The organism is Shewanella fodinae (assembly GCF_014651955.1).
Lineage (GTDB): Bacteria > Pseudomonadota > Gammaproteobacteria > Enterobacterales > Shewanellaceae > Shewanella > Shewanella fodinae.
In genome coordinates this window covers 101,747-127,521 of sequence record NZ_BMXW01000008.1, presented here as the reverse complement: position 1 = coordinate 127,521, position 25,775 = coordinate 101,747, and the positions used below count along the sequence as shown (strand labels likewise).

The window sequence follows — 25,775 nt, the reverse complement described above, 5'->3', positions numbered from 1 at the left end:
TGATTTTCATCATATCCTCCCTTTTGAATAGCGCGATTTTCAGAATGTGTGTCTGAAATGTTAAGCGACCCGGTTGGGTCGCTCTTTTTTTAAATCATCTGTACATCCGTCCTGGAAGTTGTCTGTAACCACTGCATGGATTTTGCTAGCTTGTCCAGCAACGTTTGGACAGCCAGCGGTAAACGTTGTAAATCAATCGCTAGCAGCAGATTCTTTACTTCAAGACCAAATTCAGTATCGCCTTCGATACACAAGCGACGTTGGAAAAACAATGTATCGGGATCCTCTTTGCCAGCGACAACCAGCAATAAATCACTGCTATTGGCACTAAAAGTCACTTTGGGAGATGTCACTGGACGCACTGAGAAATGTTCGCCGAAGCTGACTTCAAATGAAAATTGCAGATCCGGAACAGACACCGCCACCCAACTGTCAATTAGAAAATCCAGTTCTCCTTCTTTAATCTGTTCCGCCAGCAGATGTTGTAACAGTTGTTCCAATACCTTGGCCTTCGCTGAAAAGGGAACGATGGACAGTGGTTTTGCGGCTATTTTAGGCGCTACAGTTAACAGCTCCTTTGCCATCATGGACAACAGCTCACCACGCATTCTTTATGCTCCTTAAAGGGTTACCAACTTGGCATTTTAGCCACAATTTATGATCTCAAACCTGTTTTACATCAATTCTTCAGAGATCAAACACCGATACACTTGCCCCTTTCGTATCGATAAGGGAGCCGCTGACGACATGGAACTTCTATGCCCTGCTGGTAATCTGGCATCGCTAAAAGCCGCGCTAAACGCCGGTGCTGATGCAGTTTATGTGGGCTTAAAAGATGATACTAACGCCCGCTCATTTGCCGGACTCAATTTTACCCCGCAAAAACTGCAGGAAGCCGCCCATCTGGTAAATAGCTGCAAGCGAAAATTCTATCTCACCATCAATACCTTTCCACAGCCAGGACAGGAAAAACGTTGGTATCAAGCGATTGATTTAGCTGCAGAGAGTGGTGCTCACGGCTTGATTGTGGCGGACATCTCATTGCTGGATTATGCGCACCAGCATTATCCAGAATTACCGCTCCATCTTTCGGTACAAGCCAGCGCAACGAATCTGGCAGCCCTCAGTTTTTATCAGCAACAGTTTAACATTCAGCGAGCAGTGTTACCTCGGGTGCTTTCAATAAAACAGGTAAAGGATCTCGCTAAAACCAGCCCGGTAGATCTCGAAGTCTTTGCCTTTGGCAGTCTGTGCATCATGGCGGAAGGCCGTTGCCAGTTATCCTCTTATGTAACAGGCGAATCACCCAATTCCGGAGGTTCCTGCTCCCCAGCTCGCCATGTGCGCTGGCAAGAACAAGGTAACAGCCGACTGACCCGACTCAATGATGTGTTGATTGACTGCTCGGGCATTAATGAGCAGATGGGCTATCCAGTAGTTTGTAAAGGCCGATACCTCACCGAAGACACAGAGGCGCCACAGTTTCTACTGGAGTCACCGACAAGCCTCAGCACCCTGGATCTGATCCCAGAACTCGCGGCAGCAGGTGTGGTGTCGTTGAAAATCGAAGGACGGCAACGAAGCCCTGCATATGTAGAACAAGTAACCAAAGTCTGGCGGGCAGCGCTAGATAAATATCTTGCCGCTCCCGAGCGTTATCAAGCCCAGGAAAATTGGCAAGCGGCGTTAGCCAAGGTATCGGAAGGGCAAACCACCACACTTGGCGCCTATGAGCGTAGCTGGCAATAGGAAGTAGTTCATGAAAATTTCGTTAGGGCCACTGATGTACTGCTGGCCCAAATCCGATGTGTATGCATTTTATGAGAAAGTTGCTGACAGCAATATCCCACTAGTATATCTGGGAGAGACTGTCTGCACTCGGCGTCGCCAAGTGAAATGGAGTGATTACTTAGCGCTGGCGAAGCTGCTGCAGGCGTCAGGTAAACAGGTAGTACTTTCCACGATGGCGTTAATCGAAAACAGCTCGGAACTGCCTGAATTGCGTAAACAGGTAGCAAATGGGGAGTTTATGGTTGAGGCCAACGATATGGCCGCCGTTGCTATAGCTCAAGAATTGAACCAACCATTTGTCTGCGGCCCGAGTATCAATAATTATAACCGCGCCACGCTGGACAAAATGGCAACGTGGGGCATGCAACGCTTTGTAATGCCAGTAGACCTGTCAGGTGAATGGTTAAGGCAAGTATTAACCCCCAGCCCCAGTTATGAAGCGGAAGTCATTGGCTATGGTCATTTACCGCTAGCACATTCTGCCAGATGCTTTACTGCTAGGCTTAAGGGACTAACGAAAGACGGTTGCGACATTGCCTGTGCACAATACCCGCGCGGAATATTGGCACAGACACAAGAACACCAACCTTTGCTACGATTAAATGGTATTCAAACACAATCTGCGAGCTGTTGTGATTTACGTCAGCAATTAGCGCAAATGGAAACGATGGGCGTTTCATGGTTCAGGGTATCGCCCTACTCTCAGGATTGCATTAGCGTTGCTAACGCATTAATAGCAGGAGAAACCGCGCCGTTAACGGCTGACGCTTGCAACGGCTATTGGTTCAATGAAGCGGGAATGAGGCGGGTTGTCTAATCCTAAGATTGCTCCAGTGAGCGCAAACGCTCAAAAAGCAACACCGCTAACCACAGAAGAAAACATCCCAAGCTAATCCATTGCAGCAGTGCCGGCCACCATAGTGTTGGCCGGACACCTTCCAGCACCATCTCGTGATAAAAAGGTCGGTTGCCCTCGGTAAAATCCAGCCCAAATAGTGGCAAAAACAGAAAGATGCCGAAACTAATACAACTCAACAAGGCGGTAATCCATCCCCAACGGCCATTACTTGCAGAGAGTGTTAATGTCTGATTCACCAAGTAAACCAGTGTGCTAATACAACCGAAGATAAAGAACCACTTCAGCATGAACACATGCAGGTGATAAACATTAACCGGAAACAGCCCGATACCAGCTAAGGTCATACAGCTAACGGCTAGACACAGAAAGCTCATAGCGCCAGTAATACTTCGGGAAAGCTGTAACGAGTAAAGACAGAAAAGCACCAGGCACAAACTACCAAAAAACAGCCCGCCATTTAATGCGACTGCAAAAGGAGAATGACCGTAATTGCCCAATTCGCTCATGGTGTGATTGGTCAGTCCGAAACATTCGTCGCCAAAAGCATCGTAACCAATAATCGAAATTATCAGGCCAAGCAATAGCCCCAGCAGTCCGATGAGCCCGAACCCCAGCGCTAGTTTGATCAGACGCTGTTTTTTTTCCATCGTAATTATCGTCCCCACTATGCCAGTGAACTGTCTATGCCTCAAACGCGTCACTGATTCCGATAATATACCGGATAGCGTCAAGCAAAGGTACATTGTTACAAACTGATATGCCACCTAGCAAAGTAACAATTCGCGATGATCGTTGCACAAATGAGGACTTTTGCTCATTTATGACAAAAAATATTGAAAACTTTTTTAATTACAACTGACTGCCGCTACACTCCCGGGAAGTCAATAACAGTCCAGGTCGCTAGCATATTCCAGATTCCATAACGCATTTTTAGTGACAATACAGTGCATAAAAATAACAGTTACTCACAGATAGTGTCGCGAGGATAACAGACAAATTTACACGGTCAGCGAGAGGCGGTAACCTTGTGCCTTTATTGCAAACAATTCTGCATAAATTTGCATGGCCGACAGGCCAGATTTAAATAATAACAACAGGCCTTAACGTGACCAAATCTCAAACTCATAGTCTGAAGACAGCACTAACCTTTATCATCCCATCATTAATTGGGGTGTTGCTGTTTATGACCCCCATCAGTTTTCAGGGGGCGATTACCATTCCAGTGGCAATCTTGGCAAAAGCATTGCAGCACCTGTTAAGCGACTGGCTCACCACGATTATCCTGACAATATCGTTGTTGATGGCACTGGCAACCTTGCTAACTAAACTGTTTCGGCCGAAAGCAATTCGTACTCACCATTTCCTCAATGCATTGCTGAACATCAACCCGTTCTGGCTAGTGGTTAGGCTTACGGGGGCAGTGTTTATCACGTTGACTTTTTTTGGTATTGGTCCTGAAGCTATTCGCTCTGCTGATACTGGCGGGCTGGTAATGAATGATCTATTACCCGTGCTATTTTGCGTGTTTTTCTTTGCCGGATTGCTACTGCCACTGCTGCTGAATTTTGGCTTACTAGAGCTGTTTGGCACGCTGTTAACCACCATTATGCGGCCGTTATTCAATCTACCTGGGCGCAGCGCTATTGACTGTATGGCATCCTGGCTTGGCGATGGTAGCGTTGGTATTCTGCTCACCAGTAAACAATATGAAGACAATTTTTATACACAACGGGAAGCTGCCATTATCGGTACAACATTCTCGGCTGTATCAATCACTTTCAGTCTAGTGGTGATAACGCAGGTAGGGCTGGAAGCCATGTTTGTGCCCTTCTATCTAACGGTATGCCTAGCGGGTGTGGTAGCAGCGGTTGTGGTTCCCCGTTTGCCGCCTCTGTCTTTGAAAAAAGATCTGTATCTGAATGGCTCTTCGCGAAAAAAAGATGATGAAGCCGTGCCTGCTGGCCACCATGCCTTATCCTGGGGAATACAGTTAGCGTTAAACAAAGCAGCGCACACCGGTGGCCCACTCAAGGTTGTGGAAGAAGGCTTCAAAAATGTCATCGACATGATTTTTGGCATTATCCCTGTGGTAATGGCCATTGGTACTATTGCATTAATGATTGCGCAATATACGCCGGTTTTTGACTACCTCGGCATGCCTTTCATTCCGTTGCTTGAATGGCTGCATATTCCTGAAGCAACCGCGGCATCCAAAACCATCGTGGTTGGGTTTGCCGATATGTTTATTCCGTCAATTCTCGCCAGTAATGGCATACAGGCTGAAATGACCCGCTTTATCATCGCGGCGCTGTCAGTGACGCAACTGATTTACATGAGTGAAGTCGGTGCATTACTGATTGGCAGTAAAATTCCGGTTAACGCTTGGGAACTCTTCATTATTTTCCTACTGCGTACACTCGTTACATTACCGGTAATTGCCGGTATGGCACATCTGTTTTTCTAACATACCGGAGGAACCGCGAGTTGTTCCTCCGCGCTCTTGTTTGTCATAAGACTGCCATCCATCGTTCATACGACGGTCAATATCTGGGCTTATTGTCTGACTGAATCTGCCTAAAGTGTTTTCGCTTCAGGCCACCTAACGCTTCAGTTTGGGACATCACCATGATATTTACTGTCGATAAAGTCATCGAAGACAACCTACCGCGACTGAATAATGCACCTTGGTTGGCGAAGCCGACGAAAGCGATGTTGCGCTATCTGCTCAACGAACGGCAGTGTAATGAAATAGCAAACCAGTTCAGCCACTTAAAGGGAATAGATTTTGTAGAACAGGTGCTACAAACCTTTAATATCAGTTACACCGTCCCCGACGTACAACTGGAAAACGTGCCGCCGCAAGGAAGATTCGTCATTTTTGCGAATCACCCTATTGGCTCTCTTGATGCGCTGGTGTTGATAAAACTGTTAAGTGAAGTACGTTGCGATCTCAAAGTGGTCGCCAATGAGCTGTTGATGGCGCTGGAACCTTTGCACAACCTGCTACTGCCAGTTCGCAACATGACAGGCGGTACCCCCAGACACTATCTGGAAAATATCCATGAGCATCTAATGAATGAAGGTGCGGTACTGATTTTTCCCTCCGGTGAAGTATCGAGGTTGCGCCCAAATGGTGTACGAGATACCCGTTGGCACAGCGGCTTTCTGAGGATGGCGATCAACTGTGATGCCCCATTACTCCCGATGTTTGTTGATGCACACAACTCGCCTACCTTCTACGGGGCCTCGATGTTGTACAAACCGTTGGCAACGCTGTTACTGGTTAAGGAGATGTTTAAGCAGGCTAACGCTACCCTGCCGGTTCGTATTGGGGAACTGATACCTGCAGAGGCCGTGAACGGTAATGATTTCCCGCTAAAAACCAAAGTGACGTTGCTGAAAAACCATTTATATCGCATCGGCAAAAACCGTCCGGGGCTGTTTCGGACACAACGAGCTATCGCCCACCCTGAAGACCGATTAGCCCTTTATAAAGCGCTAGCTGAGTGTGAACTTCTTGGTGAAACTCAGGACAATAAACAGATATATTTGTATTGCCATCAAGGTAGCAATCCCATTATGCGGGAAATTGGCCGTTTGAGAGAGATTGCTTTTCGAGCTGTCGGCGAAGGTACCGGTGAGCGTCGAGATACCGATCAGTATGATCCCCACTACTTACATTTAGTGCTGTGGGATCGGTCAGAAATGGAAATTGTGGGGGCTTACCGTTTTGCCAGTGCGCAACGACTTCATGACCGAGGACAGTCGCTTTACAGCGAATCACTATTCCAATATCAACCGCAATTTTCTGAGTATTTTAGGTTTGGCTTAGAGCTAGGCCGTAGTTTTGTGCAACCTAAATACTGGGGTAAACGTAGCCTTGATTATCTGTGGTATGGAATTGGCGCTTATCTCGCTAAAAACCCGCAATATCGCTATCTGTTTGGTCCAGTGACCATCAGCAATCAGTTACCAACGCCTGCGAAAGAGATGCTAGTGCATTTCTACCTGTCACAGTTTCCAGCACAGCCACTGGCAGTTTCTTTCCACCCTTACGTTTTACCACCAACAAGGAAACAGGAACTGGATGAGATGTATCAAGGGATGGACTATGAACAGGCGTTTAAGCAACTAAAACAAACATTAGCCAGCATGGGGGCAGCGGTGCCAACCCTATACAAACAGTATGGTGAACTGTGCCAACCCCACGGCGTACAATTTCTGGCATTTGGCATTGATGCGGCTTTTGCAGATTGCCTTGATGGGCTGGTGTTAGTCGATCTTGAAAAATTAAAAGATAAAAAGCGCCAGCGTTACATTCATGGGCAGCAAATTTAGAACGTCTATGGCTGGATATGCTGTCACAAATGGCAGTTGGCTTATCTAAGTGTCTTTTTATCCAGCGCTTTGGCCTCGGCTGATGAGAATTCTTCCGATAACAGAGTGCATTCTTTTACGTCCTTAACGTAATAGGCTTTACCTCGGTTATCTTTACGCTTCGATGCGACCAGCTCCGCTTGCTTAGTCGGCAAGTCCTGTTCCTTCCAACGATAAAAGGCAATCTCCGGCCCATTTGTCGTCAGCAAATAACACTTATAACTCTGTTTGGCTGCTATCACCGGAGTGCTGCCAAGCAACAGCAATAGACTCAAAATCATATATTTACTCATTTCCAGCACTCCGCAGAGGGGCCTTTAACCCCAGTATCAGTTAGCGTAATGGTAGGACATTTAGTATCCCGCGTTGCCTGAGAACCTTGCGGGGTTGCTGTTAAAGTAAAACTATCGGTGCCAGCCGAATCCACACTGTACAACTTGTTGTCGGTTAGGAAGGGATCTGCGCTCAATCCTAGCTTAGTCATATCTTCAGCGTAAGAACGGTTATCCAAATAATATTGTTCCTGTAGATTAGCCACTCGCAGCAATGCCGCCTGCCCCTCAGAACGATTGCTATGCGTTATATAGTCAATGTACGAGGGGTATGCAATTGCCGCCAAGATCCCAATAATCACCACCACGATCATCACTTCAATCAAGGTGAATCCAGCAGCTGTTGTCTTACGTTTAATGTTCATTAACATGGTAATAAATCTTATTAGTTGTTAGCCCGACATCCAGATTAACCGTTCCAGAACACTGTCCGTCAACACAATTGCCCCGGCCGATGATCAGCGACAAGGGCGGATTGTCAGCAATGTCGTCAGCAAGCGGAGGCGTTATTAGCTTAGGCGGCTGCGGGATACAATTCTCGCAAATATCAATATATTCCTGAGAAGAGCGTCCTCCTTTGTGTAAATCAAAGATATAAAGGCGCCCTTCAGAAGAGATTTGACAGGTATTTTGCGGATTATCCAAGGACGGCGTAAAGGAGGTGAAATACACTTTCCCCTTAAAAATTGTCGCAGGTGACAGACTTTTCTCGCCAACGCCACTGAAATTAAAATACCAGCCCAATTTGGTCCCAAAAGCCAAATTATCGGCATCGGTGCTGGGTGATGCAGAAGTCACATCGTACAAGTTGGTTAAATCAATCGGATCCGGTATCGATGCTCCACTAGCACCGAAGGTCTTGGTCACAACATTACGATCTTGCAATACAAAAAACATGTCGTCGGTCGTTGTCCCTAATGGCGACGCCCGGTCACCACTACCAAGCGTTACCGCGTCGTAAGGCACATTCTGAGATGCGACAGTGGAGGTAGTACTGCCTGAAGCATCGGTGTAAGTAATTGTGGAAACGTTAGTAAATTCAGTTTGAGCAATAACCGGCTCGTAGAAAAAACGTCTATTGTTTGTAAGTGAGCCACCTAATGACGCAAATTTAAAGGCGCTCCATGCGCTAGTGTCAGTTGATGGCATATCCATACGCCAGACATTACCACCTAAGTCAGCCGCATACATTCTATCGGTAACACCGTCGCTATTACTGTCCAGCAACGCTATCGACCCCGCAATACTATCAGTAATGCCAGGTAATGCTGTTTGCCCTCCAATACCGAAGGTGTACTTCAAAGTCCCCTTTTCTGCATCGACAATATAAACATCCCGCCCCAAAGAGTTACTACCACTGCCAGCGTCATAGCCGATGTTATAACCGCCGCCAAAGATAATAACCGGATTGTCATTCCCTGGGACTTTAGTCACAACCGGGGTTGACCAGGTTTGCCCGAGTTCAGCGAAACCAGTTGAACTACTATCTATATGCCACATTAAACTAGGAGCTTCGGGATTGGTCACATCTAATGCATAATAAGAACTTCCCCCGCGACGCAATCCAACAAAGAGCCAAGCTTTTTCTATAGAACCATCACTAGCTCTTTTAATATATGAAACGGGAGAGCCGTCAATACCGTAAACACTGTGACCATTTGAATAATCATTGTCCCTTAGGGTTTGGACATTCGCTAGCATATTAAAGGGCATAAAAGCCCAGCTTTCACTAACAGAAGCACCAGCGTCCTTAAACGCATGGAACATACCTTCGTTAGTGCCAACAAAAATATAAACCCCATTAGTGCCACCATAATCTATCGCCAGTGGCTGAGAGTGCATTGGGTCGCCCATAATATCACCGCGAATACCGCCATAGTCGGTAGACATAGGGGTGCCGTCACTATCAAGATCAACGTTAAAGCCCTTGAGCCACTCAAAAGCTTTATCGAGCTGAGCGGAAGTAGTTGAATTAGGGTCTTCACTCATATTCATTAACGAGAAGAGATTTGCATCTCCCCCAGCATAACTTGATGCTGTTGATTTATTTAATGCGGCTAACGCACCAGAGGCACCAATGTTGCTTAGCAACTTCCTATGTGCGGGATCTATTTGCCGAGCCGCACCACCATCTTCCACATAAAAGCCATCAGGTTTAGGACTACAACTACTCCAAAAACTACAGGCAGTTTCTTTAATACCGCCCGTTGCTGAAATGGCATTATTGCCATTTACATCGACTAATGTGCCACTGGCATTAATTTTAAATTTCTTCAAATTACCAGCCCAACGTGGTCCATGGTTAGGCTCAAACAAGGCATAATATGCAGCATCCAGTGTTCGAGTAGGATCAGCATTACTATATGCCACCCCTGGAGCCGAAAATCGCTGACCTTCGTAGGTAATTTGATCTAACGCATTGCTAATGGCGTTTTGTAAAGTGGTTACGTTATTGGCTGCATAATACTTACCGCCACCTCTTTTGGCGGTTTCAATTAACAATGGTTCCGCAACTGAGTTTTCATCTAAAGCAAAGCCTATTGTATAAGTTTTCACTTGTTGGAAAGTATCTGTAGACAGTACCTGGTCATGCCAATACATATAACTCGCTAACGCTGGCATATAACTTTTTATTGGACGACCATATTTATCATAATCATAGGTATAGGCAGCATAATCACCATTATCTGTCTTTTTATCCTGAGTCGTACCCAAACTGCGACTTCCAACTAAGTTTTGAATTCGCTGATCAGCGGAGTTATCTAGCGTGGGTTCACCATCAGTGATATATATAATGTACGCAATATCACTGCAGTTACTCATTGGCGATTCATAGAGACCACCAGACTCAATACTGGCATCATAAGGTGGTTTATTCCCTTTATAGTTGAGGCTACTGTAATTACTATCAGCATGAGCAAAGGTCACACTATTATTGCTAAAATAACTGTATGCCTCATATAGTGTTTCGCAAAGTGGCGTGTTCGTTTCGGCTGGAAGACCTACGATGGTATCAATGAGATCTTGTTTTTCTGAAGCATTTCTAGGACGGATACCTGCAATAATACGTCCGCCATCTCTATCTCCCTCATTAGGGTAATCGAGGTTAAATATCGCCAAGCCAAAGTCTACGGCAGACATACTGCTAATAACCCCCGTAATGGCTTCTTTGGCTATATTTAACCGAGAAATATCTACAGCACCGGTATCAGTGCCGTGATACCAACGTAAATAGTTATCAGTGTATAAAGTCACTAATGGCCCACTTGCAAACAGATCACTTAGATTTTGCTGAGAGGGGCTGCCCCAAGGATAATATGTTCGCGTTCCCCAACGTCCGCCGGAACTGGTATAGACGTTATTCTGAGGAAAGCCATCATCATATCCAGTTAAATCATTATTATTACTGGCATTGCCAGCTTCAATATCTTCAAAACACTCGACTGGATTATTCGTATTGGCACCGCTGTTATTTGCTAAAGGTTGCCAAGTTCCACGATCACTACCAGAACTGTAATACTCTCGCACATATCCGGTAAAGCGGCCGTAGGTCGCTAATGCTTCTCTGGCAGCAGCACAACCGTTTAGCAATTCATTAAAACGTGTAGATTGGGATGGACTATCAGGATTCGGAAGTGACATGTTGTCAGTGCCCGTACCAACCGTCGCATAGATCATATTACTTTGGTAGGAGTGAGAACTACCGATGGGGGGATAAGTAACGGTTGGATCATAGCTACCTTTAATCTCGGTTTCTAAGGTATCCATTGATGCCGAATTATCAAAAATAATTAATACCTTAGATTTACCGTTATTTGCGGGAGCGAGTAAATATAGTTCAGTATCATCGGCCCAACTGCTCCCAAAACTTACCACCAAGGCAACAATGAAAGTACAAATTGTTTGCTTGAGCTTCATGATCCACTCCCATTCAGTACTTCTTGTTCCATACCTTGTGTTACCTCAATAACACCCATGTTGTCACGCCCATAGGTGACAGTGCTGTTGGCTTGTAACCGCCGACATACAATAATATTGGTACCACTCGCGGCCCCTGAACGCTGACAACCAACATTTTCAGGTGTTACCCCTTCTGGTAACGGTGTAAGTGTCTGTTCTCCGCCAAATAGCGCACTGTTTTGTACGTCTGATAGTGTCGCCAGAGTTGCTGCAGTAGTTGCATTCATAACCGCCGCCAAACCGCCATCCGCAGCAGCCTTAGCTTCCATTCGTTCGGAACCAGCACCCGCCATGCGCAAAGACTGTCCGGCATTTACCGCCAGCGCCACACCTATCACCGTCATCACAACAAGTAAGATCAGTGCAAAAAAAAGGACGATGCCAGATTGTCGCTTTAAACCTTTCATATCAATTCCTAATCAATACCGGATTTTCGAGCAGAATGGTGGTGGACAACACTTTGCGACGAAAATGATCGTTAAAAGGACCAAGCTCCTTGTCACCAAGCTCATAGGTAATGTCATTGGTATAACTGCTGTCCTGATCTACCGTGCGCACTAACAGAAAAATCTTGACGGCAACAATGCGCTGAAATGACTGGTTATCCCACATCATGTCGGTAACGTTTTCCACCGGCAAATAACTGTCGGCAGTATCATCACCATCGTCATCATAACCGTAGAGGATCCGCATATTCTCTATGCCTTCAACCAACTGCTCTTCATTATTCATACCCGTTTCAGACAAGGCTTTACGACTGAGTACCGGCACACCATTTAAATTCTGAATGAAATAAATGTGGTGTTGGTACTCCCAGACCCGCTCATTAATCAGTGCGGGATCGGCGGCGGCTCCAAAAAATACGATCTCAGAGGAAGTGGTGGCAACACGAAAGCCCGAGGTTGCCCCGGCGGGTCCGACCAGCCGCTTTATCTGAATAACATCCGTATCTTCTATCGCATCGTTCACACAACTCACTGACTGCCCACTCACACCCGCTTCATAGCCCCAAATTCTTCGAAAATGTGCAGGTTGATTGTTCGGTAGGGTGGCATTATTCAACCCACCCCCAACACAATCTGTAGCAATGACACCCGTTACTGTAGTATTCGTACCGGGGATAAAATCAGTCCCGGTCACATCCCCGAAAAAGGCCACTTGCTCGATATCTGGGGACATAATTGCCAACGCAATACGGCCATTTTCCTGTAATTGGTTATACTGGCCAGTGGTTGTGACATTGGTCGCCGACATGCTGAACATGGCAAAAACCCCCAAGGTCAAAAACAAACTGATGACCATCGCAACCATCAGTTCGACCAGAGAGAAACCAGTAACATATGTTCTCGTTAGCATGGTCGGTTATCCCTGGTCTACAACAGTATTTAATACATAAAGACGGCGTTTATCACCAATGGCTGCACCACAGTCAGATGTTGTATTGGTGGTGCCAGCGGTTGACTGCATACCTTTCCAAGCAATGGCAATGGAGATGACATTGTTAACGTTATCAAAGGTAATACAGGCTGTGGTTGAATCTAATCCACCAACATTAACACCCGAGCTGTTGGTCTCTGCCCCACCGGAAAACAACCAACGCCACTGGTAAATGTCCCACAGTTCCATTTCTGCGGGAGAACACGCAGCGCCTGCACCATCACACGAAGTTGGAGCCGTATCACCGTTAAGCACGCCGTATTCACCAACGTAACTGTCTAATACCGTTTGATTTAACTTCATACGATTAAGAATATCGTTTGCCAAATATGCTGCCTGCGTTTGTTCAAAAGACTCAAAACTGGCACGTTTTGCCACAATATGAAGATTAAATATTCCTATGAGGCCAATCACCAAGATGACCAAAGCCACCATCACTTCGATAAGAGAGAATCCCGACCGCTTACTTTTCATTAACGTCAAATCTCCGGCGACTGCCAAACCCATGACCATAAAATTGTTAAATATTCTTTATTTTTCTGTCAGTTATAAGATGACGCAAAAGTATCAGTTAATAATAGTTAATGAAGTTGTGATTATCTAGTAATAAAGATCGAGCTAAATCCAGTGGGTTAGATAAAATAGAAATAACCAAACGCCAGAACGCTTAAAAGAGAGTCAAATCCACGTATTAACTAAGAATAAGTTGATGATTTCTATCCGTTAAAAATACTGATAATGATAGAAAAGAAAATGCCGGGATACCCCGGCACCAGCGCTGACTACGGACATCAATGGCTCAAAGTTGCCGCAGAAGATGGCTCTATTGTCTGAATATACTGACGCAGTTCATCAAACATTTGATCGTTACTACTGAACAGCGGATCCTCTATCAACTTCAAAGCACAATTTTGCTCAATTTGTTGCCAATCCGACGCTGTCAGCTTGCGCTGCAATTTTGGGAAAATATGTTCTTCCTCATACAATAGATGCTGCTCCTGCAGAGTGACGTAGTCTCTTAGCTCCTGAACCAACTTATCTTTAGCCACCACAATATCATTAAGAATGAGGTTTAAAGTCGACGCCAGCGCGGCAGAAGCTGCCACCACCTTATGATGTTCTTCAGTCAGACGTTTGGTAGATTCCTCTTTGGCAAATTTCCCCACGTAGTACTCGTACACAATATCTTCAACAGGATGATGACTGTGCTCGGTATATTCCTGCATATACTCAACAACGTCACGAACCAAGCAAAAATTGACCGGTTCACCTTCTGAAAGCTTTTGGTACTTTCCTTTAAGCAAATTGAGCAATACAGCTATATGCTTGTGATCATTCATTAATCTTTGCAGCATAGAGGCTCTCCTTCATTTGGGGGCCGTTTACTCAATAATAGCAGTAAACAACCCAGCGAATTTTAATGGTAACCAGTGTTGTTTATTTAATACATGACAAAGATCAAGGAAAACTGGCTACAAATTGCATAAAGCACCGCTCATACTCACATAATTAGCCAGTAATTATCGGCCTCAACTGTAGTTTATTTAATCACAACAGAAGGTTAACCGTGACCAACACCCCCAAGCTTGAGTAGACTGGCACCATAATGACAACACGAGACAAATAACATGTTGGATAAAAGATGGGTGGGTGCCCATGTTAGCGCTCAAGGTGGTGTTGCCAATGCGCCACTCAATGCTGCTGCCATAGGTGCAACGGCGTTCGCACTTTTTACTAAAAACCAACGCCGCTGGAATGCATCGCCGTTAACGGCTGCGGAGATAGAAAAATTCAAGCAGAATTGCATTGAACAACACTTCAGTGCAGCACAAATTCTGCCACATGACAGCTACTTGATTAATCTAGGTCACCCAGATCCAAATATGTTGCAGAAATCTCGGGAAGCCTTCTTGGACGAAATGCAGCGCTGCGAACAATTAGGCTTGACGCTGCTTAACTTTCATCCGGGGAGCCATTTGCGGGAAATAAGTGAATCCTTATGTCTGCGCAACATTGCCGACTCTATTAACCTGGTATTAGAACAAACAACAGGTGTTACCGCAGTACTAGAGAATACCGCCGGGCAAGGTTCCAATCTTGGTCACCGTTTTGAACAGTTGGCAGAAATCATTGAACATATTGAAGATAAGTCACGAGTCGGGGTATGTCTGGATACTTGTCATCTGTTTGCTGCAGGTTACGATTTGCGAACCAATGATTCCGTGGCTCAGGTGTTTGCGGAATTTGCGCAGATAGTCGGTATGAAATATCTCAAAGGGATGCATCTCAATGACTGTAAAAGCGCTTTCAATAGCCATGTCGATCGCCATGACTCATTAGGCTATGGCGCGATAGGTAAAGATGCCTTCAGTGCCATCATGGCGCATCCGGCAACGGTGCAAATTCCGCTCATATTGGAAACTATCCGTCCAGAAATCTGGCCCGACGAGATAGCGTGGCTACAATCTCAAAGTAGCTAACGTATTACCGCAGTCATAAAAAACCCCGCGACCAAGCGGGGTTGAATGTCTCGTTCCTCGTATCACAACACCGCAAGCATATGCGCTTTCAGTGCTGCAAAATCCGCTGGTAATACCGCCGACAGAACAGGCTTGTCCTTCACGCGCTGCAACGCGGGTGGCAGCGGTAAACAAGTTCCTAACTCCCGATCCACCACCTCTTTAAACTTCGCAGGGTGAGCAGTTGCCAAGAAAATCCCGCGTTCATCCGCTTTTAAGCAAAGATGAAGCGCTTCCGCAGCCACAGCAGCATGTGGCTCCGCCTGATAACCCAGCGCTTGCAACGCCTGCATCGACGCCTGTGTCTGCTGCTCAGAGATTGCTAATCCGGTCAGCTCGCTCAACGGCCATTTCATCTCACTGAAAATAGCTTCTACCCGCGGCCAGTTGCTCGGTTCAGAAACATCCATAGCATTTGACATCGTTGCCATTGTTTGCCTTGGTGCCCAATCACCAAAAGTGAGATAACGTGGCACAGTGTCATTACTGTTGGTTGCTGCGATAAACCGCTTCACCGGTAAGCCCATCGCTTTAGCCAGCAGACCCGCGGTCAAATTACCGAAGTTGCCACTGGGTACGGCAATCACCGGGGAGTCTTGATATTGCTGGCGATAGCGGGTTACCGCTTCAAAATAATAACAGACTTGTGCAAGTAACCTACTGATATTAATTGAGTTTGCAGAGTTAAGACGCAAGCCGTCCCGAATATCACTGTCTTCAAATGCTTGCTTCACCAAGGCCTGACAGTCATCGAAATCCGACTCAACAGCAACCGTATGGATATTACCACCAAGGGTGGAAAACATTTTTTCCTGTAGTTCGCTGATCTTGCCCTTAGGGTACAGCACCATCACTCTGACATTCTCTAGGCCATAAAAAGCATCGGCCACCGCGGCACCAGTATCACCTGAAGTTGCGGTTAAAATAGTCAGGGGTTGATTGCCGCCAAGCGCGTTAAGACATTGCGCCATAAAGCGTGCCCCGAAATCCTTAAACGCCAGTGTCGGGCCATGAAACAGTTCAAGACTGCTACGTTTTTCATCAACGGGCACCATCGGCAGTGGGAAATTAAACGCCTTTTCAACCAGTTCATCGACCAGCGATTGCCCCAACTCGTCTGCAAGCCAAGCTCCTAACACACGTTTACTGCGATCAACAAAAGGCAGTGCCAGTAACGCTTCGACATTCTGCAAACGGGGAATCCGCGATGGGAAAAACAGTCCACGATCAATACCGAGCCCTAATTTAAGCGCTTCCGAAAAATTCACCCTTTGCGCAGGATGTTTGAGATTATACAGTTCCATATCATTTAGCCCTTGCTCTTAATTAGTATTGACCTTGCGGCAATACTCTCGCCCCCAAGTTGTCCAAGCGACAGATGTGGCTAAAGCCCCCAGTCTCTGTCAAATAGTGTTGCTCCAACCAGTCTTTTGCTAACTCGGCGGTTGGCAGATCCCGGCAAATAGAAAAGAGCGTTGGTCCGCTGCCAGAGATGCCCGTGGTCATCATACCTAATTCCGCTAATGCGGCTCGCGCCTGTTCATAGCCAGGAATAGCAGGGGCGCGATAAGGTTCGGCCAGCACATCTTTAAGCACCGCAATCGCCAAAGCTTCATCCTGACGATAGCTGGCGTGCACAAACGCACTGAGATTGCGACCAAAATCGATGACCACAGGTCGTTCGTATTGCGCCGGCATGAGTGCCCGCATTTTAGCCGTTGAAAGTGAGATACCAGGATAAGCCACCACCCAATACCATTGTTCAAACGCTGGAATCGGCTCGCAGATCCGTTGTGGCAAATCCAGCATCAACTGCATTCCCCCCAAATAACATGGAGCCACATTATCATAGTGCACAGAACCACTGATGCGACCTTCAAATTTGCCCATCAATGCCAGCAACTGTTGTGGATTGCAGGGCTTATCAAAAAACTCATTCAGTGCAAACAGCGCTGCTACCACGGAACTGGCACTGGAACCCAGACCGCTGCCGACAGGCAAGTTCTTACTCAGTATTAGTGAAACACCACCTTTAACAGCAAACTGCTGCAGAAAAAATTCAGCACACTGAAAAACAATATTCTGTTGCGGTGAATCCGGCAGTTTATGCGCCCAGACACCTTGTTGCTGCAGATGCACACCTGCATCAGCATGAGTAATGGTGACGGTATCACCTAGCAGACTACCGTCAATGGGCGCTAACGCGGCACCCAAGAGATCAAAACCAACGCCCACGTTTCCCATAGATGCCGGGGCATAAACGGTTAATGAATCTGACAGACTCATAGATCCACCTCCCGAGTCCAGTTCAGCGTACGCAACAGGTCGGCAAACACCCCAGCGGCCGTCACCTCTGTGCCCGCCCCATAACCACGCAAAACAAAAGGAATAGGTTGATAATAACGACTGTAAAAAGCCAGTGCGTTTTCCCCCTCTTTCACCCGGAATAGTGGATCATGTTCGTCTACCGCACGGATCCCAACCCGGCAACCTTCAGCAGTAATTTCACCGACATAGCGCAGCACTTTTCCTTGCGCCTGCGCTGACGCAACGTTTGCCGCCATCCAAGCATCGGCCGCGATCAGCCGCTGCATAAAATCTGCGACATCACCACTGCTGTCAAAATCTGGCGGCAACACTGACTCCACCACTATGTCTTTCATCTCTAACGGCATTCCGGCCTCACGGGCTAAAATCAGCACCTTACGCGCAACATCCATCCCGTTCAGGTCTTCTCTGGGATCAGGCTCAGTAAAACATTTTTCACGGGCATGGGTGGTCGCTTCTGATAAGGTCATCCCCTCTTCCAATTTGCCGAAGATATAGGACAAAGAACCGGACAATATCCCTTTGAAATGCAGCAATTTATCCCCGGCAAACATCAGCTTTTTGAGGTTATCTATCACTGGCAAACCTGCGCCAACATTGGTTTCGTACAAAAATTGGCGCCGTTGGGCTAGCGCTGTCTGACGTAACTGCCGATAAAATGCCATGTCGCGGGTGTTAGCTTTCTTGTTGGGAGTAACCACATGGAAACCGGCCGCCATCACCTCTGGATACAGGGAAGCTATGTCATCAGAAGAAGTACAATCCACAAACACCGGCGTTAAGAGTTGTTGCTCTTTGGCCCATGACAACATTTTAGGCAAATCAAATAACTCACCCTGTTCGCTTAGCTGTAACTGCCATTGGGCTAATTCAATACCGCTCGCTTGTAACAACATTTGATTGGAGTTAGCAATACCACAGACCCTGATGCTGATATTTTGACTGCGTAACATCTGTTCCTGGTGAGCAATCTGCGCTAACAAGCCAGCACCGATATTGCCAGCCCCCACCAGAAATACGTCTAGATATTGCTGAACATCGAAGAATCCCTGATGACAGGCTTTGATCGCATGTGGCGTTTTACGTTGTTCAATTACCGCCGAGATGGAACGCTCAGAAGATCCTTGAGCGATGGCGATGATATTCACGCTTGCCTGGGCTAATGCCTGAAAAAACTTTGCCGCCACACCTTTGTGTGTGCGCATGCCATCGCCGATAAGTGACACGATTGCTAACTGGTGACGCATCACCAATGGTTCCAGCAATTCACTTTTAAGTTCCAGTTCAAATTCTTGTTCCAGCGCCCGCTTCACACGTTTGGCATCTACAGTTGGCACGCAGAAACTAATAGAGTACTCACTGGAACTCTGTGTTATCAGCGTCACGGAAACGCCGCTACGAGCAATCGAGGCCAAGATCCGAGAAGCCATCCCGACCATCCCTTTCATACCGGGTCCAGACACATCCACCATGGTCTGATTATCGAGGTTGGAAATGGCCTTTACCTGTAAACCCGTTTGATCTGGATGGCTGGACACTAAGGTTCCCGGCGCTGCCGGATTAAAACTATTCTTGATATAACAGGGGATTTGAAACTGAGCGATGGGGGAAATAGTGCGGGGATGTAGTACCTTGGCCCCAAAATACGAAAGCTCCATCGCTTCCTGATAGCTCAATTGAGACAATAGTTTAGCATCAGGCACCACCCGCGGATCGGTATTATAGATGCCGTCGACATCGGTCCAGATCTCGCAGCTTGATGCATCGAGACACGCGGCCAGTACCGCCGCCGAGTAATCTGAACCGTTGCGCCCCAACGTCACCACTCTGCCCTGTTCATCTGCGGCAGTAAAACCTGGCATCACCCAAACACGTTTTTCATCAAGCCCTAACAAACGAAAGCGTGGCTTGCTGACCCCAATATCCACCGTTGATTCCATCGGCGTTCCGTGCGCAAGAAATAGTGCTTTGGGATCCAAAAGCCCAGCACTCAGTCCTTTGGCTTCCATAACCTTGACCATGAGCGCCGCTGATAACTTTTCACCAGCCACAACAATGTCAGCACGGACGCCATCGGGACATTCACCCAGCAACATGATGCCCTGCAGTTTTTCAGACCAATAGGCCAATTGTGAGTCCAGTAACTGTTCTAGGGACTGCTGAGTTTTCGAGTTGTTTAACACGGCAAAAGCGGCACCGTAAAGACTGCGAAAAACCGCTTCAACGTTACCGAGTGCGGCAGCGACATCACCTTTTTCCAGGGCAGTATCCACCATTGCTAACAGCCCGTTGGTCACTGTGGCAGGTGCCGATAACACTGTCGCAACGCTTTCGTCCTTGGCTGCATCGGCAATAATACCAGCCGCCATATCAAACCGTTGCCAGTTTGCCAAAGATGTACCACCAAACTTCATCACCTTCATTGCCTATCTCCTGTAACCCGCCGCCCCAGAAACAAAAAACCCGCTCCTTTGATGGGAGCGGGCCTGATTTTTTACACTTCCTTAAGAATGTGTCAGCCCGCCCCCACACCGGTAATGGTGGTGGTTGTAATAATGGTGGTAATCACAACGCTGACGTACATCATAAGGATTCTGTGTTGAGTGTTAATTGAATGTGTAAATAAGTATGTCGCACAGAATTGCTTTTTTCCTTTGCCATTGTCAAGCGCTTTGTTGATATCTCCATCAACAAAGTTGTCATTCACTTAAAAGAACATCACTAAACGCACTACTTTACTAAATAATTATTAATGAGCAGATTTACACTGCCGCCACAACAATCGTTTTTGTTTCTCAAAAATACGTTCGCTATCCGATGATTCCTCGATAAGAAGAATGCCCTGAGTTCAAACTATGTGCAGCAGCTAGCATTCGCTAATAACAATGGTCGCCAGCTTGGCATTTCCACGTTATTATGCGCCGACACGATTAACGGGAGGCGATATGCAAATCACCCAAAACCATGCGGTAACCATTCACTACCGCTTGACTGACGCCAAAGGCCAACTGCTTGAGAGCTCCTTTGACGCCGATCCACTAGTTTATCTTCATGGCATGGGAAACCTGATCCCTGGTCTTGAAAAAGCGCTGGAAGGCAAAACTCAGGGCGAACAGCTTGAAGTCACAATCGATTGCGAAGATGCTTACGGTCCATACCATGATGGTCTGCGTCAGGAAGTTCCTTTAGAAGCCTTTGGTGATATTCAGGATATCGTTCCCGGTATGCGTTTTATTGCTGAGACAGAAATGGGCCAGCGTCCGGTACAAGTGACCGAAGTGCTGGAAAACTCCGTCATTGTTGATGGTAATCACCCACTTGCTGGCCAGTCGCTGACTTTTGCCGTAGAGGTTCTCGAAGTACGCGAAGCTACCGCAGAAGAGTTGGCTCACGGCCATATTCACGCTGGGGGCCACGACCATGAAGGTGGTTGCTGTGGTGGTCATGATCACGAAGGCGGTTGCTGTGGCGGTGAACACCAGCACGGCGATGGCTGTTGTGGTGGTCACGATCATAAAGAAGAAGGTTGTTGCGGTGGTGGTGGTAACGGTGGCTGTGGTTGCCACGGTTAAACCGCTAACTGCCAAAACAACAAGAGCCCTAATGGGCTCTTGTTGTTTTGCCTTCATAATATCAATTGCCTTATCTGCTGACGCAGCTCTTCCGGCATATTTTTCAGATAATTAGAACAACGTGTAATAGTGGCGATACTCACGCCATATTCTGCGGCAATCTGCCGTTGGCTCATCGTACCCGCCAGTAATAATTGAAACACTTTTAACCGCCCGGCAATTGCCTGACGCTCATCCTCGGTTAATAACAGTTCAAATAGGCAGTCCAATTGCTGAGGATTTTGCAGTACCAATCGTTGCACATCATGCCAAAGTGGTCGCATAAATTACGCTGTCTTCATGTAATGCTACGTGAAGACAGTATATCTTGTGGTGATACCAAAAAAAAGCGCCCAGCCATCGCTTTCAAGCATCAGTAACAGTTGACGCCTTAAGGTTTCCTCTGTTTACATACGTGACACAAATCACATAGTTAATAGGAAGGATTAGATGCGATTCAAAATGTTAGTGCTGGCAACAATAGCGAGTTCAGTTTTGGCTACCGCACAGGCTGGTGAATTTAAAAAACCTGAAGATGCGATTCATTATCGCCAAGCCGTATTTGAAGTCCTAGGCCACAATTTTGCTGATATCGGCGCCATGGTTAAGGGGAAAAAGCCTTTTGATAAAACCGCCGTAGTTTACCGTGCGGAAAACATCGCCGTGCTGGCTAAGTTACCCCTAGAAGGTTTTATCGACGGTACAGAGACTGGCCATACGGAAGCACGTGCCACTCTGTGGAAAAATAAAGCTGATTTTGAAAGTAAACTCAGTGATATGCAGCAAAACACACTAAAACTTCTTAGCGCTGCGAAGAGTGGTGATGAATCTCAGGTAAAACAGGCGTTTGCCCTGACTGCCAAAAGCTGCAAAGCCTGCCACGATGTTTATAAAAAGGACTGATAATATCCATCGATATGAACAGCAGTGTCCGACTCTCGATGCTGCTGTTTTAGGGGGATAGGTCACCAAGAGGCTAGCAACGGTAGGATCAACCAGTAAGTAATAGAAGCCGCTATCAGTAATAGCAGCAACCACCAACGCCAGCCAAGACCAGGTTGTTCTGCGATCATCACACCATCAGGCAGCGTTTTATTACCACTGATCAAAGCACAAACCAATCGGTTGCCGTGAAATTCATGCACCAATACCGCACTGATATGGACCGCAATCAATATCAAGAGCAGGTCAAAGTTACGCTTGTGCAACCAAGTAAAACCATGGGCAACTTCATCACTGACCAACGAATACAACGGCCCTTCAATAAAGATATCATCTGTCGCAAACATGCCACTGCCAAGCTGTAATACCAACAAACACATAAGCGCCAACACCATATAGCCTCCCAGCGGATTGTGACCTGCATGGTGTTGACGATATTGCTGTCGCCAGTACTTAACAACTGTTTGCGGTGACACAACAAAATGGCTGAAACGCGCAGGCAGACTACCGATGAATCCCCAAACAATCCTGACCGACAAATTTATCAGCAGCAGATAGGCGCATAGCTGATGCCATTGCATCTCGCCTTGTTCAGCGGTCCACCATAGCAACCCAAATAACAGCACAGTTAGCCAATGAAACACCCTCACAGGCAGATCCCACACCCGTACTTGTTGCGCCATATTCATCCTTAAAATCTATCCAATAAGTTTTATGTTTAGCTTTAATGCTAACCATAAAATATTCACCTAAGCTTAACTAAAGCAGACAGGGACTGACAAATTGATGTGATGTTGAACAATAACGGCAGGAAGTAAAAGCAGTAGTAGCGGGAGCTATTCAGTCAAATATGCCCAGTTACACCCTAGGATTCAAGCTTTTTAGTGCATCAGATGTAGATCTTGTATAAGGGATCAAACTTCTACAGCTAGGCTATTTTTGCCAAGAAAATTGTTGATCAAGATCACATTTCAACTTGGCACAATTGGTAATCTGAAACCACGGAAATGAAAGAGGGTTAGACAATATGCTTAAAATTACCAGCAAAGAATTTAATGTCACCGATGCTATCCGCAACCGTATCGAAAGTCGGCTTGAAAAGCTTGATCGTTACGATGTGCAGTTAATTAACCCCCATGTCATCATCCTTACCGAAGGGCCATTGTTTAAAATCGAAACCTCTATCAAATTGGGGAACGGCCAGTTATTTGCCCAGGCCAAGCACCAAAATCTCTATGCGGCCATCAACGCTATGGGGCAGAAACTGGAAAAGCAACTGAATCGACTGACACACAAACCCGCCAAACGCACCCTGTTAAATGGGGAACCGGCAGAAGAGTATGCCACTGAATACGCGGCCTAACGTGAGTCAGCGTTCAAGCGCCCCTTAGGGGGCGCTTTTTTATATTTGAAACAATGTGCAGATTTTTTCGTTGACAGGGTACGTCCTTCACTTTAGTTTTAAGCCTATGCACACAATAAAAGTATTCTTTTTCACTTTCTTTTTTACACCTCAGATCCGGAGGCGGTGTTAGCGTGTAACGATGACAGTGAAAAACACCAAGCCTCCCAAGCGGGAGGCTTTTTCGTCTTTAGCCGTGACGACCAAGTACAGAGGTTGGAATGAAAAAAACGCCGCAACTTAACCACATCCGCGAACAAATCACCAGCGTAGACAAATCGCTGCTGGAACTGCTGTCGAAACGGCGTCAACTCAGCTTAGAAGTGGCTCGCAGTAAAGAAGTCGATGTTCGCCCAATCCGCGATACGCAACGCGAAAAAGAGCTACTGTCTCGATTAGTTAAGCTGGGACGTGAGCAAGGATTGGATGCGCATTATGTGCTCAGCCTGTATCAGACCATCATTGAAGACTCAGTGCTGAACCAGCAAGCCTACCTGCAATTACGTGCAGATCAGGACGGCCGCAAGCCAAGCTACACCATCGCGTATTTAGGGGCGCGCGGTTCATACTCCTTTCTGGCAGCTCACCGCTATTGTGAGCGACGAGAGATGGAGATGCAGGATATGGGCTGTCACAGCTTCGACGAAATCGCCCAAGCGGTAGAGTCCGGTCATGCCGATTATGGTTTTCTACCGATTGAAAACACCTCATCAGGCTCGATCAATGAAGTATACGATCTGCTGCAGCACACTAATCTGTCGATTGTTGGCGAAACAACTATCGACGTTAGCCACTGTCTGCTGGCAAAGCCTGGAACCACCAGTGAACAAATCTCCGCCATTTATGCCCATCCACAACCCATAAGCCAGTGCAGTCGCTATCTGGCTCATCATCCTCAAATAAAGCTGCACTATTGTGCTAGCAGCGCCGAAGCGATGGAGTTGGTCAGCCAAGGTGATCATACGATGGCCGCCATTGGCAGTGCTGAAGGTGGCGCGTTGTACCAGTTGGAGCCGTTAGAGCGACATTTGGCAAACCAGAAAGTCAACCAGAGTCGTTTCATCGTCGTGGCACGTAAAACCGTGGTTGTGCCAGAACAACTTCCTGCCAAAACGACATTGATCATGGCCACGGCGCAAAAGCCAGGAGCGCTGGTAGAAGCCCTTTTAGTATTAAAAGCACACAATCTCAATATGAGCAAGCTGGAGTCTCGGCCTATTCCCGGCACGCCATGGGAGGAAATGTTTTATCTTGATATTGACGGCAATATCAGTCATACCGATGTGCAACAAGCATTACATGAGTTGGAGCGCATTACCCGTTTCATTAAGGTATTAGGATGTTACGCTTCAGAAAATGTAAAACCTACCCGACTGGAAAACAGCCAGTTGATGATAGAGCCCAACAGTTCCAGGCAAGAACAAGAAGCAGTCACCGAATGTGACAGTGCCCGTTACTCCCGTGAATTCAAAACCAACGTGACAGAAGTGCTCAGTGGTGAACTGCATTTGGGCAATGGCAGTTTGACCGCCATGACCGCCATCAACGCGGAGGATTTGTTGCCAAGTGTGGGACAACAAGCGCTGGCCCTGCGCGAAGCTGGGTTCCAGGCCGTCCTTATTAATCGTCTTGAGCAAGTAACTCCAGATGCATTAGTGCAACTCAAACAGCAACTTAATCATGCCGGGTTGCAATGTATTCTCAGTGTATTACAACCAGCAGATTTAGCAGTATTACAACCCCATGCCGATATGTTGTTGCTCACGGGTAAACAGATGTTCAATAAAGCGCTGCTAAGCCAGATGGGAGCGTTGCATATACCGGTGATTCTTGAGCGCAATACCATGGCGAGTGAGCAAGACTGGCTGACAGCCGCAGACCTACTACTTTCTTGCGGAAATCAGCAATTAGTGCTGTGTGAAGCGGGAATTCGTAGCTTTAGTAATCCCGAGGAGTTAACACTCGATCTTGCCTCGTTGGTCAACATAAAAGCGCACAGTCATCTGCCGATATTGGTTAATCTCTGCTACATCAAACCGCAGCAGCGAGCACAACTCGCTTGTGCAGCCAACCACTTACAAACCGATGGCATAGTGCTGCCCGTAACAGATCTGGCAGCACAAAGACTGTTATTAACCCAACTCTATCAACAGCGTTGCAGTTAGCCTGATGTCGACACAATAAAGCCCTGAAAATCAGGGCTTCACTTTATAATAT

23 protein-coding genes and 1 other annotated feature are annotated in these 25,775 nt (G+C 46.8%); of the genes, 9 read left to right on the top strand and 14 right to left on the bottom strand.

Going from position 1 to position 25,775, the window contains the following annotated elements:
• Positions 1-89: 89 nt before the first annotated feature.
• A complete protein-coding gene (ubiT, locus tag IE064_RS09460) occupies positions 90-608 on the bottom strand; it encodes a ubiquinone anaerobic biosynthesis accessory factor UbiT (protein ID WP_189617600.1) in 519 nt (172 codons plus the stop codon).
• Positions 609-747: 139 nt separating this feature from the next.
• Between ubiT and ubiU the strand changes: the two genes are divergently transcribed.
• Entirely contained in the window at positions 748-1,749 is a 1,002-nt protein-coding gene (gene ubiU, locus IE064_RS09455) for a ubiquinone anaerobic biosynthesis protein UbiU (RefSeq protein WP_189617599.1), read from the top strand.
• Between the two features lie 10 nt (positions 1,750-1,759).
• Positions 1,760-2,608 carry a U32 family peptidase gene (locus IE064_RS09450; protein ID WP_189617598.1) on the top strand — a complete coding sequence of 283 codons (849 nt, stop codon included), beginning with the start codon at positions 1,760-1,762 and terminating at the stop codon, positions 2,606-2,608.
• A gap of 2 nt (positions 2,609-2,610) precedes the next feature.
• On the opposite strand, the gene IE064_RS09445 is transcribed toward IE064_RS09450, so the two are convergent.
• Positions 2,611-3,297 carry a DUF998 domain-containing protein gene (locus tag IE064_RS09445; protein ID WP_189617597.1) on the bottom strand — a complete coding sequence of 229 codons (687 nt, stop codon included), beginning with the start codon at positions 3,295-3,297 and terminating at the stop codon, positions 2,611-2,613.
• A gap of 536 nt (positions 3,298-3,833) precedes the next feature.
• Between IE064_RS09445 and IE064_RS09440 the strand changes: the two genes are divergently transcribed.
• Together IE064_RS09440 and olsF are read left to right on the top strand one after the other, a co-directional pair.
• The gene (locus tag IE064_RS09440) at positions 3,834-5,114 is read left to right on the top strand and encodes a YjiH family protein (RefSeq protein WP_189617643.1); all 1,281 of its coding nucleotides are present in this window, start codon (positions 3,834-3,836) and stop codon (positions 5,112-5,114) included.
• A 161-nt stretch (positions 5,115-5,275) separates the two neighbouring features.
• Positions 5,276-6,988, top strand: a complete 1,713-nt coding sequence (gene olsF / locus IE064_RS09435) for a bifunctional ornithine lipid synthase OlsF (protein ID WP_189617596.1) — start codon at positions 5,276-5,278, stop codon at positions 6,986-6,988.
• 41 nt (positions 6,989-7,029) lie between these two features.
• Here the strand turns inward: olsF and IE064_RS09430 are convergent, their stop codons facing one another.
• The 7 genes from IE064_RS09430 to IE064_RS09400 form a co-directional block, all read right to left on the bottom strand.
• The gene (locus IE064_RS09430) at positions 7,030-7,320 is read right to left on the bottom strand and encodes a TapY2 family type IVa secretion system protein (RefSeq protein WP_133038080.1); all 291 of its coding nucleotides are present in this window, start codon (positions 7,318-7,320) and stop codon (positions 7,030-7,032) included.
• Entirely contained in the window at positions 7,317-7,724 is a 408-nt protein-coding gene (locus IE064_RS09425) for a type IV pilin protein (protein ID WP_189617642.1), read from the bottom strand. Before IE064_RS09425 ends, IE064_RS09430 begins: the two co-directional genes overlap by 4 nt.
• Positions 7,714-11,277 carry a pilus assembly protein gene (locus IE064_RS09420; protein WP_189617595.1) on the bottom strand — a complete coding sequence of 1,188 codons (3,564 nt, stop codon included), beginning with the start codon at positions 11,275-11,277 and terminating at the stop codon, positions 7,714-7,716. The genes IE064_RS09425 and IE064_RS09420 overlap by 11 nt, the downstream gene beginning before the upstream one ends.
• Positions 11,274-11,726, bottom strand: a complete 453-nt coding sequence (locus IE064_RS09415) for a pilus assembly PilX family protein (RefSeq protein WP_133038078.1) — start codon at positions 11,724-11,726, stop codon at positions 11,274-11,276. The genes IE064_RS09420 and IE064_RS09415 overlap by 4 nt, the downstream gene beginning before the upstream one ends.
• A gap of 1 nt (position 11,727) precedes the next feature.
• Entirely contained in the window at positions 11,728-12,675 is a 948-nt protein-coding gene (locus IE064_RS09410) for a PilW family protein (RefSeq protein ID WP_133038077.1), read from the bottom strand.
• A 6-nt stretch (positions 12,676-12,681) separates the two neighbouring features.
• Positions 12,682-13,230, bottom strand: a complete 549-nt coding sequence (gene pilV, locus IE064_RS09405) for a type IV pilus modification protein PilV (RefSeq protein WP_133038076.1) — start codon at positions 13,228-13,230, stop codon at positions 12,682-12,684.
• A gap of 317 nt (positions 13,231-13,547) precedes the next feature.
• The gene (locus tag IE064_RS09400) at positions 13,548-14,111 is read right to left on the bottom strand and encodes a hemerythrin domain-containing protein (protein WP_189617594.1); all 564 of its coding nucleotides are present in this window, start codon (positions 14,109-14,111) and stop codon (positions 13,548-13,550) included.
• A 273-nt stretch (positions 14,112-14,384) separates the two neighbouring features.
• Here IE064_RS09400 and nfo point away from each other — a divergent pair, with 273 nt between their 5' ends.
• Positions 14,385-15,236 carry a deoxyribonuclease IV gene (nfo, locus tag IE064_RS09395; protein WP_133038074.1) on the top strand — a complete coding sequence of 284 codons (852 nt, stop codon included), beginning with the start codon at positions 14,385-14,387 and terminating at the stop codon, positions 15,234-15,236.
• A 62-nt stretch (positions 15,237-15,298) separates the two neighbouring features.
• Here nfo and thrC read toward each other — a convergent pair whose 3' ends face one another.
• From thrC to thrA, 3 genes are read right to left on the bottom strand one after another with little or no spacing between them, the layout of a single operon-like run.
• Positions 15,299-16,579: a threonine synthase gene (thrC, locus tag IE064_RS09390; RefSeq protein ID WP_133038073.1), complete on the bottom strand. Its 1,281-nt coding sequence runs from the start codon at positions 16,577-16,579 to the stop codon at positions 15,299-15,301.
• Positions 16,580-16,601: 22 nt separating this feature from the next.
• The gene (thrB, locus tag IE064_RS09385; RefSeq protein ID WP_189617593.1) at positions 16,602-17,561 is read right to left on the bottom strand and encodes a homoserine kinase; all 960 of its coding nucleotides are present in this window, start codon (positions 17,559-17,561) and stop codon (positions 16,602-16,604) included.
• Positions 17,558-20,026 carry a bifunctional aspartate kinase/homoserine dehydrogenase I gene (gene thrA, locus IE064_RS09380; protein WP_189617592.1) on the bottom strand — a complete coding sequence of 823 codons (2,469 nt, stop codon included), beginning with the start codon at positions 20,024-20,026 and terminating at the stop codon, positions 17,558-17,560. The genes thrB and thrA overlap by 4 nt, the downstream gene beginning before the upstream one ends.
• A gap of 522 nt (positions 20,027-20,548) precedes the next feature.
• Here thrA and slyD point away from each other — a divergent pair.
• On the top strand, positions 20,549-21,175 hold the full coding sequence (gene slyD, locus IE064_RS09375; protein WP_133038070.1) for a peptidylprolyl isomerase: 627 nt from the start codon (positions 20,549-20,551) through the stop codon (positions 21,173-21,175).
• Between the two features lie 53 nt (positions 21,176-21,228).
• Here the strand turns inward: slyD and trpR are convergent, their stop codons facing one another.
• Entirely contained in the window at positions 21,229-21,498 is a 270-nt protein-coding gene (gene trpR, locus IE064_RS09370) for a trp operon repressor (protein WP_189617591.1), read from the bottom strand.
• A gap of 166 nt (positions 21,499-21,664) precedes the next feature.
• Here trpR and IE064_RS09365 point away from each other — a divergent pair, with 166 nt between their 5' ends.
• Positions 21,665-22,117, top strand: coding sequence for a c-type cytochrome (locus tag IE064_RS09365; protein ID WP_189617590.1), 453 nt, complete (start codon positions 21,665-21,667; stop codon positions 22,115-22,117).
• Between the two features lie 62 nt (positions 22,118-22,179).
• Here the strand turns inward: IE064_RS09365 and IE064_RS09360 are convergent, their stop codons facing one another.
• On the bottom strand, positions 22,180-22,839 hold the full coding sequence (locus IE064_RS09360) for a cytochrome b/b6 domain-containing protein (RefSeq protein ID WP_229799935.1): 660 nt from the start codon (positions 22,837-22,839) through the stop codon (positions 22,180-22,182).
• Positions 22,840-23,183: 344 nt separating this feature from the next.
• Here IE064_RS09360 and hpf point away from each other — a divergent pair, with 344 nt between their 5' ends.
• Both hpf and pheA read left to right on the top strand, forming a co-directional pair.
• A complete protein-coding gene (hpf, locus tag IE064_RS09355) occupies positions 23,184-23,519 on the top strand; it encodes a ribosome hibernation-promoting factor, HPF/YfiA family (protein ID WP_133038066.1) in 336 nt (111 codons plus the stop codon).
• Between the two features lie 113 nt (positions 23,520-23,632).
• Positions 23,633-23,747 (top strand) — a sequence feature (Phe leader region).
• A gap of 32 nt (positions 23,748-23,779) precedes the next feature.
• Entirely contained in the window at positions 23,780-25,723 is a 1,944-nt protein-coding gene (gene pheA / locus IE064_RS09350; RefSeq protein WP_189617588.1) for a prephenate dehydratase, read from the top strand.
• The last annotated feature ends 52 nt before the right edge of the window (positions 25,724-25,775 follow it).